At 35.8% G+C, this 15931-nt stretch carries 16 protein-coding genes; 8 read left to right on the top strand and 8 right to left on the bottom strand.

Annotated features, from left to right (window positions below; translation table 11 throughout):
• The first annotated feature begins 51 nt into the window (after window positions 1-51).
• The 3 genes from H624_RS0105685 to H624_RS0105675 are packed head-to-tail and all read left to right on the top strand — an operon-like array spanning window position 52 to window position 2391.
• The gene (locus H624_RS0105685; RefSeq protein ID WP_026866722.1) at window positions 52-972 is read left to right on the top strand and encodes an ABC transporter ATP-binding protein; all 921 of its coding nucleotides are present in this window, start codon (window positions 52-54) and stop codon (window positions 970-972) included.
• On the top strand, window positions 962-1666 hold the full coding sequence (locus tag H624_RS0105680; protein WP_026866721.1) for an ABC transporter permease: 705 nt from the start codon (window positions 962-964) through the stop codon (window positions 1664-1666). The genes H624_RS0105685 and H624_RS0105680 overlap by 11 nt, the downstream gene beginning before the upstream one ends.
• Before the next feature lie 2 nt (window positions 1667-1668).
• A complete protein-coding gene (locus H624_RS0105675; RefSeq protein ID WP_026866720.1) occupies window positions 1669-2391 on the top strand; it encodes an ABC transporter permease in 723 nt (240 codons plus the stop codon).
• Window positions 2392-2627: 236 nt separating this feature from the next.
• On the opposite strand, the gene H624_RS0105670 is transcribed toward H624_RS0105675, so the two are convergent.
• From H624_RS0105670 to H624_RS0105635, 7 genes are all read right to left on the bottom strand, one after another.
• Entirely contained in the window at window positions 2628-3683 is a 1056-nt protein-coding gene (locus H624_RS0105670; RefSeq protein ID WP_026866719.1) for a tartrate dehydrogenase, read from the bottom strand.
• 86 nt (window positions 3684-3769) lie between these two features.
• Window positions 3770-4738, bottom strand: coding sequence for an asparaginase (locus H624_RS0105665; protein WP_051220496.1), 969 nt, complete (start codon window positions 4736-4738; stop codon window positions 3770-3772).
• A 45-nt stretch (window positions 4739-4783) separates the two neighbouring features.
• The gene (locus tag H624_RS0105660) at window positions 4784-5251 is read right to left on the bottom strand and encodes a GNAT family N-acetyltransferase (protein ID WP_026866717.1); all 468 of its coding nucleotides are present in this window, start codon (window positions 5249-5251) and stop codon (window positions 4784-4786) included.
• 56 nt (window positions 5252-5307) lie between these two features.
• A complete protein-coding gene (gene nhaC / locus H624_RS0105655) occupies window positions 5308-6732 on the bottom strand; it encodes a Na+/H+ antiporter NhaC (RefSeq protein WP_026866716.1) in 1425 nt (474 codons plus the stop codon).
• Window positions 6733-6747: 15 nt separating this feature from the next.
• Window positions 6748-7896: a beta-aspartyl-peptidase gene (iadA, locus tag H624_RS0105650; RefSeq protein ID WP_026866715.1), complete on the bottom strand. Its 1149-nt coding sequence runs from the start codon at window positions 7894-7896 to the stop codon at window positions 6748-6750.
• A gap of 616 nt (window positions 7897-8512) precedes the next feature.
• A complete protein-coding gene (locus H624_RS0105640; RefSeq protein ID WP_026866713.1) occupies window positions 8513-8752 on the bottom strand; it encodes a hypothetical protein in 240 nt (79 codons plus the stop codon).
• A 6-nt stretch (window positions 8753-8758) separates the two neighbouring features.
• Complete coding sequence (locus H624_RS0105635) at window positions 8759-10294, bottom strand: MFS transporter (RefSeq protein ID WP_026866712.1); 1536 nt, start codon at window positions 10292-10294, stop codon at window positions 8759-8761.
• A 322-nt stretch (window positions 10295-10616) separates the two neighbouring features.
• On the opposite strand from H624_RS0105635, the gene H624_RS0105630 reads away from it, so the two are divergent.
• The 5 genes from H624_RS0105630 (at window position 10617) to H624_RS0105610 (ending at window position 15413) form a co-directional block, all read left to right on the top strand.
• On the top strand, window positions 10617-11294 hold the full coding sequence (locus tag H624_RS0105630; RefSeq protein ID WP_026866711.1) for a response regulator transcription factor: 678 nt from the start codon (window positions 10617-10619) through the stop codon (window positions 11292-11294).
• A 244-nt stretch (window positions 11295-11538) separates the two neighbouring features.
• On the top strand, window positions 11539-12582 hold the full coding sequence (locus H624_RS0105625) for a siderophore ABC transporter substrate-binding protein (RefSeq protein WP_026866710.1): 1044 nt from the start codon (window positions 11539-11541) through the stop codon (window positions 12580-12582).
• Window positions 12583-12600: 18 nt separating this feature from the next.
• Window positions 12601-13617: an ABC transporter permease gene (locus H624_RS0105620; protein ID WP_026866709.1), complete on the top strand. Its 1017-nt coding sequence runs from the start codon at window positions 12601-12603 to the stop codon at window positions 13615-13617.
• Window positions 13618-14664: an iron chelate uptake ABC transporter family permease subunit gene (locus H624_RS0105615; RefSeq protein ID WP_026866708.1), complete on the top strand. Its 1047-nt coding sequence runs from the start codon at window positions 13618-13620 to the stop codon at window positions 14662-14664.
• Window positions 14661-15413 carry an iron ABC transporter ATP-binding protein gene (locus H624_RS0105610; protein WP_026866707.1) on the top strand — a complete coding sequence of 251 codons (753 nt, stop codon included), beginning with the start codon at window positions 14661-14663 and terminating at the stop codon, window positions 15411-15413. The genes H624_RS0105615 and H624_RS0105610 overlap by 4 nt, the downstream gene beginning before the upstream one ends.
• A 295-nt stretch (window positions 15414-15708) precedes the next feature.
• Here H624_RS0105610 and H624_RS0105605 read toward each other — a convergent pair.
• The coding region (locus H624_RS0105605) for an IS200/IS605 family transposase (protein ID WP_026866706.1) at window positions 15709-15931 on the bottom strand (223 nt) is incomplete at its 5' end.

Here is a 15931-nt window from a genome sequence, read left to right as displayed (position 1 = left end):
ATTAACCTCGGAATTTTAAGATGAATGTATCAAATAAATGAGGTGATTGAAATGGAAACAATCGTAAAGACAACTGACTTAAGTAAGTATTTTGGAAAACACCAGGTGATTAAAAGCGTTAATCTCAATGTGCCTAAAGGTCAAGTATATGGCTTTTTAGGTCCGAATGGCGCAGGTAAAACAACAGTCATTAAAATGTTACTGAGCTTAACTAAAGCAAGTTCTGGTCAAATTTCTATTTTCGATAAGAACCTAAAATCAAATAGAATAAATATTCTTAGAGAAGTTGGATCACTTGTTGAAAATCCATCTTATTATGGCCATTTGACAGCTTACGAAAATCTAGAAGTCTTTAGAAGGATTTTGGGAGTGAATAAAGCGAGAAGTACAGAAGTTTTAGAAACAGTAGGTCTAAGTCACACAGACAAGAAGCGAGTTAAAAATTTTTCACTAGGAATGAAACAGCGTTTAGGAATTGGCATTGCCTTGTTAGGTGACCCTGAACTTTTAATACTGGATGAACCGACAAACGGCTTAGATCCTTCTGGTATTCAAGAAATTAGAAGCTTGATTCAAAATTTAGCTAAAAAAGAAAACAAGACGATAATAATTTCCAGTCACTTGCTCAGTGAAATCGACCAAGTAGCAGACTATGTTGGCATTATTTCTAAAGGAAGATTAATCTATCAAGATCGTATTCATGCCTTACGTACTTTAGCAGATCCCACAACGGAGTTTAAAGTTAGTAATAGAAAGACAGCCGAGACACTGATCAAAAATAATTATGAAATTGACTTAAATCAAGAACATTTACGTGTGAAAACAACGGATGAAGATGCAGTTAGTGACATCATCAGCACACTGGTCAAACATGATGTAAAAGTATATGGTGCAAAACCTGTTATCGCATCTTTAGAAGATATTTTCTTAAAAATTATTGAGGAGTCAGAAGGTGATCGCTATGTTAAGTAAGCTTGTCTTTCTAGAGTTCACAAAGTTGAAACGACAGTCTGTATGGATGCTTGTCTTGTTAGGGTCTTTAGGGATATTGGCAGTACCATTAGCAAATTTCCTAATTCGCTATGACTATATCTATGACAATTACGATGGCGATTTGTATGCAGCTATGTTCACCTACATCATGAGTCTAATGCCTGCAGTCTTGATGCTTGCCATATCGATAATTACTTCAGTAATAGCAAATACAGAACATGCTGAAAACACGTTAAAACAATTACTATCCCTACCCATTAGTAAATGGCGTTTATACCTTGCCAAATTAATGGTAACGATGACACTCTTGTTCATTTCATCCGTACTGGTTTTTGTGGGCATGTTTGTCATGAGTCAGCTTTTAAACTTTGAAGGTAACTTCCCTTTACTTTATGCTTTGACCTTAGCATTTGCACCACTTTTAGCTGCCTTACCAATCACTATTTTACAGTTGTGGTTGGCACTGAATTTTAAGAACCAAGGCATTGTGCTTTCCGTTGGTGTATTTTTCGCAGTACTGGTTATGTTTAGCGACCGACTACCCAACTGGTTACCACTGACTTGGCCAACTATGCAGGTTCCTAATCCACTAGTAAATATCAGTCTCGGATTAATTTTAGGTTTAATTTCTTACGTCATAACGAGTATCCACTTCAATAAGAAGGATGTGTAATCATGTTAATTAGAGTATTTAAAAGTGAAGCTTATAAATTATTGAAATCAAAAGTCTGGTATCTGATTTTTATCGGCCCATTATTTTGTTTCTTAATTGGAAATTACTATGCTAACTTAGGTGACTATAGTTGGATGGATATTTTTTCAAGAATGATTGGACTATATGGTATCTATCTTCTACCTTTACTCACGGGAATCATCACAGCTTTTACATGCCGTTATGAGCATGACCAGAAAAATTGGAAACTGTATTTAACTATGCCAATTAGAAAATCTGTTATTTATTTGGTGAAGTTTACTCTCTCATTTAGCTTAACCGCCGTCACTCAAGGATTCATTTTCTTTAGTCTATTCCTTATTAAAGTAATTCATGAAATCAGTGAACCACTACCCTATTCAGAAATACTGACCAGCCTTGGATACGGATGGCTTGCCAGTGCACCATTAATTGCATTGATGTTATTAATTTCAGCACATTGGAAAAACTACACAGCACCGATACTCATTAACGCAGTATTAACCATTCCTAATCTTTTAATCGCACCCATTCCATCAATTGCACCATTATACCCCTGGGCTTACCCATTACTAAGTATGACCATAAGCGATAAAAGCCTCATTGATACTGTGAATCCTCATATGTATTTAGTATTAGGGTTGATCATTGGAATGATACTGGTGATTATCGGTACGCTGACATTTTCACGTAAGCAAGTAAACTAGATTATCTATACGAGGTTGATGTTGTGGTGAATTGTTGTGTTGGGATTGTATAAGTGTTCTAAAAAGTTGGTGCTTATAGACAAAATGGCTTCAAAAGTCTATAAGTCCTCTAAATTGCAGCCACTTGTAGACAAAATGGCTTCAAAAATCTATAAGTCACTCAATTCACAACTACTTATAGACAAATCAAACAAAAAATCTGGTGTGGGAACTCAAATCCCACACCTGATTTCATTTTATTTACCTAATCTCTTAATAATCTCATCTGTCACTTCTGTCATCTTGTATTTTCCACCGAGGTCTCCTGTTTGATAACCATCAGCAGTGACATCTTCAATGACTTTCAATAAATGATCTGCAATTTCTTCTTCACCGTTAAATTCCAATAGCATTTTTGCAGTCCAAATTTGTCCAATTGGATTAGCTATACCTTTTCCAGCAATGTCTGGTGCAGATCCATGTACTGGTTCGAACATGGATGGGAATTTGGCGTTTAAATTTAGGTTAGCTGAAGGTGCGATTCCTATACTTCCCATAATTGCTGCGCCAACATCCGATAATATATCTCCAAATAAGTTACTTGCCACCACGACATCTAATTCATGGGGATGAGTAATGAAATATGCGGCTAAGGCATCAATATGTTTTGAGTCTGATTTTATAGTTGGATACTGACTGGAAACTTGGTCAAAAATCTCATCCCAAAATGGCATGGCATGAAAAATTCCATTGGACTTCGTTGCACTTGTGACTAAACCTTTTCTCTTACCTGCTAATTCATAAGCGACATTCATTGCTTGTTTAGTCGCACGTTTTGAGAACACATTGTTTTGTATGGCAATCTCATTATCATCGTGGAAAATACGTCCACCAATTGAACTGTATTCCCCTTCACTGTTTTCACGGACGACAACTATATCAAAAGGATTTGGATTCGCTAGTTTGGGTTCAATACCTTTCAACAACTTAGCCGGTCTGATATTTATCTCTTGCTGAAATTCTTTACGAATATTTAAAAGTAAACCCCACAATGAAATATGATCGGGTACTTTAGACACATCACCAACAGCGCCTAAAAATACACTGTCAAATTGACTGAGACGGTCCAAACCATCATCTGGCATCATCTTGCCGTGTTCTAAATAATAATCACAGCTATATGGAAACTCTGTAAAATCAAAATTCAAACCACCGTGTACATCTGCAATTTTTTCAAGAACACGAACCGCTTCCGGCATAATTTCCTTACCAACCCCATCACCTGGAATTGTTGCAATCTTTAATGACTTCATTCCTTCACCCCGATGTTTGTATTACAATTGAAAACTGAATATTCAGTTGTATTTAACTTATTATATCATTAAAGATATTAATTATTTTAATACCAAAAATCTTCCTTAGTAACTGTCTCTCCAGCACCCAACATAACTGCTAATTTAATTCTCGCTTTTTTACTATCGTAAGAGCCACCATTAATTGCACCGTCTTTTTTAAATTGTGATATGCCTCCAGAGAAATCATAGGCCACTTTCACATCGCCATCTTCTGAGGCTGTGGTAATAACAACAGTAATACCTTGTTCAATTGCTCGTCTAACGCCGGCAGCGACTCTATCGTTTGCATGACCGCGTCCCATGGTTTCTATCACTAGACCGTCTACCTTATGCTCAATTGCACAATCTATAAATTTCTCATCAGTATCTAGAGCACATTTAATTATATCCACATTCGCTAGTTTCTCTTTCACTTTATATGTATCGTGCTTTTTTGGATATTGATATATTTTTACATCATTACCGTCGACGGTCCCAAGGTATCCTGTACCGCCACCACCGAAGCCGTCAACATTCATTGAATTAATCTTCTTAACGAATCTCGGCATAAAAACTTTTTGATTAAAGAATACACTTACACCGATTTGTTTAGCATCTGGTGCAGCGGCCAAAGTAATAGCATCTTGTAGATTTGCATAGGCATCACTACCAATAAGTTCTGGTCCCCTTTGTGAGCCTGTAACAACGACTGCTTTTGTCGTATCAATCACCTGACTTAAAAAAAACGATGTTTCTTCCAAAGTATCTGTACCATGTGTCAAAACAATTCCATCAACTTCATTATCTAATATGTGTTCTGTCACTTTATCTTTTAAGTGGATTAAATCTTCAAATGTAAGGGCACCACTCGATTTACTAAAAATCTCTTCAACACTGATTTCAATATTGTCGTCAATCTCTAACTGCGACATCAATACTTTACCACTAATTACACCAGTTTTCTGTAAGCCTGTCTGTGGATCTCTTTTACTTGCGATTGTCCCACCTGTAGTGAGTAATTTAATATGTACCATTTGCATCCCCTTTACCCTGTATTTCTCCTACATTATAACAATAATCTACAGATAATATTTCATCACTTTCATCTCGCCTTTCGGTCCCATCACTCTATTCCCTTCATCGATAAATCCACATTTCTCATATAGTTTTTGGGCTGGGATATTCACCTTATTCACACCTAAGACAATACCATTTATATGAGGTAGATTCTCTCGTATATAATCCGGTGTTAATTCTAAAGCTTTTCTAGCATAACCTTTCCCTTGATCTTTGTAGTTAGTTGAAAACGACCGTAAGAGAATATCTCTGTCATTTTTAGAAAATGTTTTTACCGCTTCACCTTCTTCTAAAATAAAGAAAGTCACTAAACGATTTTCATCAATACCCATCATTGAATACCTTTTACTGTTGGTCTCTGAAATCTCTACAGCTATTCTTGGCATAGCTGAGTACTGTTTTTGTTCTTCTGGTAAATAATAGTCTTCCAATAAGTAATCAAGGTCTTTTTGATAGGTCTTAAGGTTCATAATTATTCACTCCTATGAATAAGACATCTTCAGTTTTGAAGATGTCTTAGAACATATTATTCTTTTATATTATTTTCTGCTTTTAAATCTTTAGCGATACCAATACCAGTATACCCTAAAATAATTGCGAATATAAAGCCTACATAACATACAACTGCCCATGGGGCATATGAAAGCGTCGGTACACCAAGTGTTCCAGCCATAAACACACCTGCAGATGACCAAGGAATCAATGGAACCACTACAGTACCTGAGTCTTCTAGAGTTCTTGATAAGTTTTTAGCTGCTAGATTTTTCATTTTATAAGTGTCTTTAAACATTTCACCAGGTACGATAATTGAAAGATAAGAGTTACCTGTAACAAGTGCCATGGTTAAACAAGATAGCACTGTAGACAAAACTAAATCACCTGTGCGTTTAACAAACTTAAGCAATTGTTCAATGATAACATCCAAGGCACCTGATTTCGTCATAATTCCTGCAAAGGCAAATGCAGAGAAAGCAATAAGGATGACACTTGTCATTGACTGCATACCACCTTGATGTATTAAATCTAGTACTTCCGGCATGACGGATGTGCTATCGAAACCATCTTTATTTACCATACTGACGTCGAAACCTGTAACTGTTGAAGCAAACACATCTTGTATGGTAAAACCTTGTATAAAGATTCCTAGTAAAGCGGCCACTATTGAAGAAAAGATAATCACTGGTAAGGTTGGATACTTTCTTAAAGCACCGTATAGAATGATAATAGGTGGAATTAATAAGAGTATATTCCAATTAAACATTTCATTAAGCGTTGTCAGCATACCTGTCATTGTTTCAGATTCAGCTCCACTAGCTGATGTATTGAAACCTGCAATTAAGTAAACAATCATTGCAACGATGGAGGCAGGTATGGTTGTCCATAACATGTGTTTAATATGTTCATATAGTTCACTACCTGCTGCAATGGGTGCAAGGTTTGTAGTATCTGAAAGTGGTGATAATTTATCTCCAAAGTAAGCCCCAGCGACAATGGCACCTGCTGTAGCAGGAAGATTAGCATCAAGACCCGTTGCAATGCCCATCAATGCAACACCAACTGTTCCTACAGATCCCCATGATGTCCCTGTCACAACTGAAATAATCGCGGATACTACGAAGGCGATGAGTACAATAAATGTGGGATTGATCAGTTCAAGCCCATAATAGATTAGCATTGGAATGGTACCTGAAATCATCCATGTACCAATTAAAATACCAATAGAAATTAATATTAAAATCGCAGGCATTGCTTGACTTACTTTTTCTTGAATGCCATCCATCATATCTGACCAAGATAAGCCAATTTTTAAAGCTATAAAGCCAGCATAGACAGAAGATAGTATTAATAGCGGTTCTGGATTTAAATCAAATACGCCAAAACCAATCGCTAACAGTAGTAACATGACTACAATAGGAGAAAATGCTTCAAATAAATTTGGTTTTCTCTTCATATCTTGTCCCCCCTTTTATTCAAACGTTCCTTTAACTAAAACTTCTCCATTCAGAAACATATGTTGTCCCTTGGCGAATACGTGTTGAAGTTGATAGGATTCCCCATCTAATACGAGTAAATCTGCATCTTTTCCTTCTACAATTTTCCCTTTCTTGTCTAATTTCAATGCTTCAGCAGTGTTTGTCGTAACTAATCTCAATGTTTCCTCAAGGCTAAGTTTTCCATCTTTTAAAGTAGCAACAACTTGATCAAATAAAGTTCTAGTACTTGCAACACCTAAGCCGAGTAAGTTCCCTTCCTCATCGAACTTAGGTAAACTGCCATTTCCATCAGAAGAAATAGTCAGTTTCGATAAATCCCCACCATGATCTTTGTAGTAAGAGACCCATTGATATGTCTCATCATCAGCTGTAATATCGACATAAGATCCTCGATTAGCTAGTCGAATTGCATCATCAAATAATCCCTTACTTCTTGTAATATGTGTCACATGTAGATTTCCTGCCGGTAATTCATACTCATCTAACAACTGGTGTAAAATCGAAAGATAAGCTTTCCCCGGACCGGTATGGAAGTGCGTGATACCTGCCTTACCACTCAACATGCCACCCACACGTGTTTGTCCGACGATTTTTGCGAGTTCATGAACATTAGGTTGACCTGATCTAGAATCAGCAATGGCAATTTCAGCTGTACCGATGACTTTATCGATTAAAATTGCGTCATCTTTAACATTTGATGTAATGGTTGGTGTTGGCACATCGTAATTTCCTGTGTAGATATAAGTCGATACCCCTTCAATTTCAAGTCCACGTGCCTTAGCAAGTAAGGAAGTTAGGTGACGTGTTGTTCCGTCCGTTCCAATTAAACCTGCAACAGATGTTATACCAGATTGAATCAAATCACTGAGCTGTAGTTCAGGCGTACGCGTAGCAAATCCACCTTCCCCACCACCACCAAGTAAATGGACATGAGGATCAATGAACCCTGGTGTGACAATATTGCCTTTCACATCGATAATTTTGTATTCTACCCCTAGTGATTTCACAGCCGCTTCATCCACATCACCGATTTTCCCTATCCTGTTGTTAATGAGTAGAATTGATTGTTGCCCCAAATATTCCGGTGCATAGACCTCAGCATTTTTCAAAAGTGTTAGCATAATATCCCCCTTTAAATTTTCGAAAATTAAGAATATGTTTTTATACTATATATCTTAGTCTGGTAAATCAACTTTAAATAGTATATTTCTTGTGCTAATAAAAAATAAAAGGCATTCCCTATCAAAATAGGAAATACCTCAAACAGTTATAGTAAAATCAAGCAAATTGATAAAAAAGTTTATTTCTCATTCTCTATAATAAACTTATAATTTTGGAAGAAAAGTGATATTACAAAAATAACAGTTAGTGAAATACTTAGCGTAATCAGAGTATATCTTATAAATGGATGATCTAGATAAACGCCTGTTGCGAAGCTATAAAAGTTAAACACTAAAAATCCTAATATAGTAGTCAAAAAAAGGATATTAATCATTTTACTCAGAATTGTTTCTTTAATCACTATAGTATCTCCGTCTTTTATATTTATTTTACGAGATCGATCAAATAGTGAAAGATATGATAAGATGTCGTTACTCTCAGGAATAGAATAATTATGTGTGGTTTTCCCCTGTATTGACCTTATTCTTTCGCCATTAAACTTAAGTTCTAATGAGCCTAGCCATCCTAAATACAAAGTTCTACGTTTAACATAAATCTCCATTGAAGACCAACCCCTTAACTGTTGTTCTCAACTTGCTTTTTTGAATTAATAGACTGTAAAAAATACATTACAGACAAAGAAAATACAGGAGCTAATGGTAACAAATTAAAATCAAATGTAAGCCAGAAAATTGGCGTAAATACAATCAGTTCTCCAAAGAATACTTGAACATCACTCGCCTTGAAAATTCCATATGCAAATATAAGTAGACCGACTATTACAAGGACAATCATTAATAAATTAAGCCATAACATTTAAAACTAGTCCTTTCTCATATCTTTTTCTTTAATTAAACGTTGAACATACAATAGATCCTTATCTTCCTTTAAATGCTCAGGTGACCAAGGTATATAATAATCTGGCTGTATTCCCATCCCGTAAGTAAAGCTATTTTCATGCATTTTTGAAATGCTATAGTCAAATTCAAAATCACCATAATCTACTGTAACTAGATTAAAGTAATACATAATTCCCATTGTAGGACGTCCAACTGTAATGACTTTCATGGACTTTTTAGCATTAGATACGAAAGTCTCACCGGAACTACCACAATAGTAATCTGTCAAAATATATATGTTATTAGGTTTAGCTTGACCACAAATTAAATACTCTGTTTCTTCAGGTACTTCTACAAAACCTTTACCATAATGTTCTTTAATGTCCTCAATATCACTTTGTAGTGACTTTATAGTATCCTCTTCAAGCTCTTGCTCCAAGTACTCTTCTAATACACTCAACCACAAATCACAATTTCTCTTTGTATAATTTGTATACATAGCTTCATCTTCTGTAAATAAATCTTTAAAAGCTATATTCTCTTCAAATATATAGTCTAATAACGGAAAGTAAAACTCATCATTTCCTCCATTGTTTATACGCACATCTATAATTAGATTTTCACTCTTTTCAATTAAGTCTTTATTGTTTCTCACCAAATCAACAATGGGTTTTTCTTCAGCAAAATCTGTTACTTTCAATAACATTGTTTTGTCATCCAATTGCTTAGCTGAATGAGTACTTACGAAATCTTCATTTTCATAGCTTGACAACAGCAACTTAAAAGTTTTATTATCTCTAACTACTTCCACTTCTGAAAACTTACGAAGAAGTAAATTCCATTGTTGTCTTTCAAAGATACTTTCTTCTAATTGTTTGGAGTGTATCTCTCCTACTTTTGATATTTCAACATTATCTATTTTTGTTATTTCGTCCCCAATTTGCAATCTATTTTCTTGTTTAGCTTCAATCACATACAAACTATTTTCAAATCGTCGTACTTTGAAGCCTATATTAGGTAATGAATAATTTTTTCCAATAAACCACATATGTCCATCATTAAAGTCTAAAATATAATCCTGAATTGTCTCAATGAACTCTCGATCAGACATACTATTATATATATGGTTTTTTTCAGGATGATTAATATTTCTCTTATCCACATATCTAGCATAATCTGTTTTTATTACACTTTGTATATCTTCAAAAATATTATTAAATATAGAAATCGTTGCTGGCATAATCATTGCCGCTGAGAATCCTTGTACGATACGCCCTACTATTAAAAATGAACTATGGAATGGTAGGAGAATAATCACAGATCCAATGATGCTTAAAATAACACCGATATAGGTAATTTTAGTATAACCAATCTTATAGGCAATATTCCCTGCAGCAACCATAAAAACCCCAGTAATGAATGATGTTAAACTTACCGAAAGATTAATAATTGTACTACTAGTATCTGAATATGTTGCTTGTACAGATGGCCCAATATTAAGGAATGCTTGTGCAAACAATCAGTAAGTTAATATATAAAGGATAATCCCCACTATAATATTGTTAGGTGCTTCTTTCTTCATAATTGTCTGTGACAATTTTCTCATCTCTATTTTTTTGTAATTACATTCCCCATTATAAAGTAATTTACTTAAAAATATGTATCAGAACATTGAGTTTAATCACTTAAAAATAATTCCTGCAAAAATTTATCTTTCTTCCTTGCACTATATTTTTCCAATCGTTAATATATATATTAAGTAGATAAATGAGAATGATTATCACAATATATTTCAATACATCTCATTATTACAAGTAATTTTAATAGAAGGTGGTGGACGCATGAAAAAATTACTCGTAATTAAAAATAAACGTTCAAAGTCTAAGAAAATTAAGGCTGGTTTTAGTAAAGAAAATCATTTCGATGTCACTTTACATAATGAGGATGACGGTTTAGATATCGTTTTTACAAAAAAATGGGATATTATCATACTGGACTGGGATGATCTCAATCTTCCTGGACCTGATATTTGTAAAAAAATTCGTGAACGTCAGTCCACACCTATCATAATTATCACAGATAACATCTCTACAGAAAGTTGTATAGCAGGCCTACATGCTGGGGCTGATGATTATATCAGAAAACCTTTTGACATCGAAGAACTGATTGCAAGAATTAATGTTATTTTTCGCATTCGAGAAACTGCAAACTCATATTCAAAATCCCAGTATACTTTTAAAAATTTATCTATAGATGATGACAAAAAGACAGTCACGAAAGATGGTCACACTATCAAACTCACCAAAAGAGAATATGATTTACTCATTTTCTTAGTGAATAATAAAAACAAAGTATTGAGTCGTGAACTGCTGTTGAACGAGCTATGGTGCTATAACAATGAAGTGCATACTAATGTCGTGGACTTATATATTGGTTATTTACGTAAAAAGATCAATGATGAAGAAAATGGTAATTACATAAGTACTATATATGGTAGAGGTTACTCTATGATGGAATAAAATATTGTCTAAAATTTGACAGACGACAAATTTAATTAAAAAGTTTTAAATATATGCTTTATTCACAAGATTTTCACAGAAGTCTACTCTATAATGACTTATATAAGTCTAATTGAAATTGATTCTCAATACCATTTGTAATATTTATAATCCACTGTTATACTACACAGTGAATATTAAAGAAGCATACATAGTGTATTGGTTAATTTCATTGGACAAAATATATCATAAGGAGAGTTTTCCAATGAATAAATTTAAGTTCATCTTATTTATGGCTGTGTTTGTTCTAGTACTAGCTGCTTGTTCGAACACTGATTCAGAGGAAAGTGCGACTGAAGAAGACGCGGCTACCGATGAAAATACAACTGAAGAGGAAGCTTCTGAAGACGCATCTTCTTCTACTGTAGAAATTGAAGATGCCCATGGTACTGTTGAAGTACCTGTTAACCCAGAAACTGTTGTTGCACTGGACAACAGAACTTTCGAAACACTTGAAGACTGGGGCGTTGAACTTGCCGCTGCACCTCAAGACTTAATTCCAGCTGATATCTCTTACTCCTCTGATGAGTCTATCGAGAACATTGGTAACCACCGTGAACCAAATCTTGAAGCAATCGCAGCTGTTAACCCTGATCTTGTTATCGTTGGTCAAAGATTCGCAGGCTACTACGAAGATATTAAAGAAATCGTTCCTGAAGCTGCTGTAATTGACCTTAACATAGACGTTTCTGAAGAAGCAGAAACACCAGGTGAAAACTTCGAAAATGGTTTCAAAAATATCACAACTCAACTTGGGCAAATCTTTGATAAAAGCGACGAAGCTGAAGCACTAATCACTGAATTTGAAGATTCAATCACTGCTGCACAAGAAGCATACGACGGTGAAAGCACTGTAATGTCAGTCATCGTTTCTGGTGGTAGCATCAACTTCTCTGCACCAGGTAACGGACGTGTTTGGGGTCCAATGTATGAAATCTTCGATTGGCAACCAGCATTAGAAGTTGAGGAGTCATCGACTGACCACCAAGGTGACGAAGTGTCTGTTGAAGCAATCGCTGAGACGAATCCTGATTGGCTATTTGTTCTAGACCGTGATGCTGCTGTATCTAGTAGTGGTGAAGAATCAATTCCAGCACAGGATGTAATCGCAGATTCTCCTGCACTACAAAACACGACTGCTGTTTCAGAAGATAACATCGTCTATGCACCTGAGGATACTTACACAAACGAATCAATCCAAACTTATATAGAATTGTTTAACAACCTTGCTGAAGCACTAGCTGAGTAATCAAAGGAGCAATTTATAATGTCACATAAAGACATGGGTGGGATTGGGAGAGACTCCCAATCCCTTCTTTATAATCATAATAAAATATGGACTAAGCCTTTCATCTTGGCAGTTATAGCTGTATTCATTCTCGGTACTATTTCCTTATTTACTGGTGTATACGACATCCGTGGACAAGAAGATGGAATGGAGATGTTTTTCACTACACGTATACCAAGAACAGTTGCCTTGATATTAACTGGTGCTGCTATGGCAATGTCAGGACTGGTGATGCAATTAATTACTCAGAACCGATTCGTTGAACCTACGACAACAGGAACAATGGAATGGGCAGGTCTGGGTTTACTTTGTGTTTACCTGCTTGTACCATCGCCTTCTCTAATGTTAAGAATGGCTGGAGCAATCGTATTCTCATTTATGGGGACTATGATTTTCTTTATGTTTTTACGTCGTGTTGAGTTAAAATCTTCACTTATCGTTCCAATCATTGGATTGATGCTTGGAGCTGTCATTTCTGCTGTTGCTACGTTCGTAGGTTTACTTTTCCAAATGACTCAAAATATTGAGTCTTGGTTTATTGGCTCATTTGCTTCCGTTCAAGCAGGCAGATATGAATACTTATGGATCATTGTCATTATTTGTATACTTATATTCTTACTAGCTAATCGACTGACCTTAGCTGGTCTTGGTGAAGATATAGCAACGAGCTTAGGTGTGAATTACAACCTACTCGTCTTAATTGCAACTGGTTTAATCTCACTCGCAGTCGGGATTGTTGCTGCTGTAATTGGTTACTTACCGTTTCTAGGTCTCATTGTGCCTAATATTGTCTCCTTATTTAGAGGTGATGATCTACGGAGTAACTTACCTTGGGTATGTGTAATCGGTATGTGTACCATTACCATTTGTGACATTATCTCACGTACAATCATCATGCCATTTGAAATTTCTGTTTCAGTGATTCTAGGTACTGTGGGTGCAATTGTGTTTATTTCCCTACTACTTAGACAAAGAAGACCAAGGAGGATTCGATAAATGGAAACAACGAACAATCAATTCTCCACAGCGCTTCACAATAAAAGAAGATCAGCAAAAGCATTTCGTAACAAAAAAGAAAGAACACGTTATTGGGTATTGCTCATTGTATTATTATCCATTGGTCTACTGTCTTCATTAGGTTTACTACTTTACAATAACCCAGTTCCTGTCGATTCTCCTTCTTTTATTCCTGTTACAAAGAGAAGAATTGCTGCAGTCATTGCGATGGCAATTGCTGTGATATGTCATAGCTTGTCTACAGTCGCTTTTCAGTCTGTGACGAATAACAAGATTATCACGCCGTCCCTACTCGGTTTTGAATCACTATATGGTGCCATTCAAACGAGTACAATTTACTTCTTTGGTGCGACAGCCTTAGTTAACTTCAGTGGCCCTGAAGCATTTGGTATACAAGTTACCTTAATGGTCATAATGAGTTTAATATTATATGGCTGGTTACTATCTGGAAAATACGGCAATCTACAGCTAATGCTTTTAGTGGGAATTATTATTGGAAGTGGTTTAGGCTCTGTCTCAACATTCATGAGAAGAGTGCTTGCACCTTCTGAGTTTGATATCTTACAAGCTAGATTATTTGGTTCTGTTAACAACGCAGATCCAGAATACTTCCCGATTGTTATTCCCCTAGTGATTATCGTTGCAGTTCTACTTTTCTTGTTCTCAAGAAAACTTAACGTACTTAGCCTAGGAAGAGATGTTGCCTCAACATTAGGTACAAGTCACAGAGCGAGCATTATCTATACTTTAATTTTAGTCGCAATTCTAATGTCCATTTCAACGGCTTTAATTGGACCATTGACGTTTTTCGGATTCTTAGTCGCAACTCTAACTTACCAAGCTGCACCAACATATGATCACAGATTTTTATTCCCAATGTCTTTAGCCATTGGCTTTGCGGTGTTAACAACTGCCTACTTTGTAATGACGCATGTTGTTAGTGCCCAAGGCGTTGTATCTGTTATCATTGAACTTGTTGGTGGAATAATATTCTTGATAGTGATATTAAGGAAGAGGAAATTATGATAAAAATTAATGATATTAAAAAACGATATACTGATTCAGTAGAAATTGGTCCTTTAAATATAGAAATTCCTAGAGCTGGTCTAACATCTTTGATTGGCCCTAATGGTGCAGGAAAATCTACGACCTTGTTGATGATCGGCCGGCTTCTAGATATCGATGAAGGTAACATTACAGTCGCTGATTTAGATGTCTCAAGCACAAAATCTAAGGATCTTGCTAAGATTATTACGATTCTAAGGCAGGAGAACCACTTCGTTACACGCCTGACAGTTAGACAACTCGTTGGGTTTGGTCGATTCCCTTACTCAAAAGGTAATCTCAACAAAAAGGACGAAGAAATTATATCTAAATACATCGACTTTCTAAAATTAACAGAGCTCGAGAACAGATATTTAGACGAACTGTCAGGGGGACAAAGACAACGCGCCTATGTTGCTATGGTCCTCTGCCAAGAAACTGAATACGTTCTTTTAGATGAGCCATTAAATAACCTAGATGTTGCACGCTCAGTCCAGATGATGGATCATTTAAGACAAGCAGCAAATGAATTCGGTAGAACAATCGTTACCGTAATGCATGACATTAACTTTGCCGCGAAGTATTCAGATAGAATCTGTGCAATGAAAGATGGCAAAATTGCCGCTTACGGTACAGTAGATGAAATCATGGATCCCGAGATTTTAACAGATATCTTCGAAACAGAAATCCAAACAATCGACGGACCTTATGGTAAAGTCGCAATATATTGATTAGTTATGATTAATTGCTTCTCCCCATTACTGAGCATTTCGCTCTGTAATGGGGGTTTTTGTAATTGGTGCGCTTCGTTTTTATTTCGAAGCGCACCTAGCTAATTACATCACCTTCGTTTTATTTCGAAGCACACCTACATCACTTAAGTTATTTTCTACTTAACAAAGTAAGTATCCACCCGTATAACGGGTGGCTTTTTTTCAGCCCTATAAGGGCTCATTCCGCACATACTCCCTAAAGGGAGCTCTCAAAAGACTGCCAACCGCTATTCACTTTACCTTTTATTTGGTTTTACTTTTTGAATGGATCCACGTATTCTCGTTTTGAAATTGAATCGAGCACCCTGTCATCTGCTTCCTGCTCTCTGATATACTTTTCAATCGTTTTTTGGTTCAGTCCGACGGTGCTCACATAGTATCCCTTCGCCCAAAACGTTCTGTTTCCATATTTGTACTTCAAATTCGCATGTTGTTCATGGATAAGTACGGCACTTTTCCCTTTCAAATATCCCATA

The sequence above is a fragment of the Jeotgalicoccus marinus DSM 19772 genome, assembly GCF_000425825.1.
GTDB classification, from domain to species: Bacteria; Bacillota; Bacilli; order Staphylococcales; family Salinicoccaceae; genus Jeotgalicoccus; species Jeotgalicoccus marinus.
Note: the sequence above shows the minus strand (reverse complement) of the source record. Positions and strands in the feature narration are given on the sequence as shown.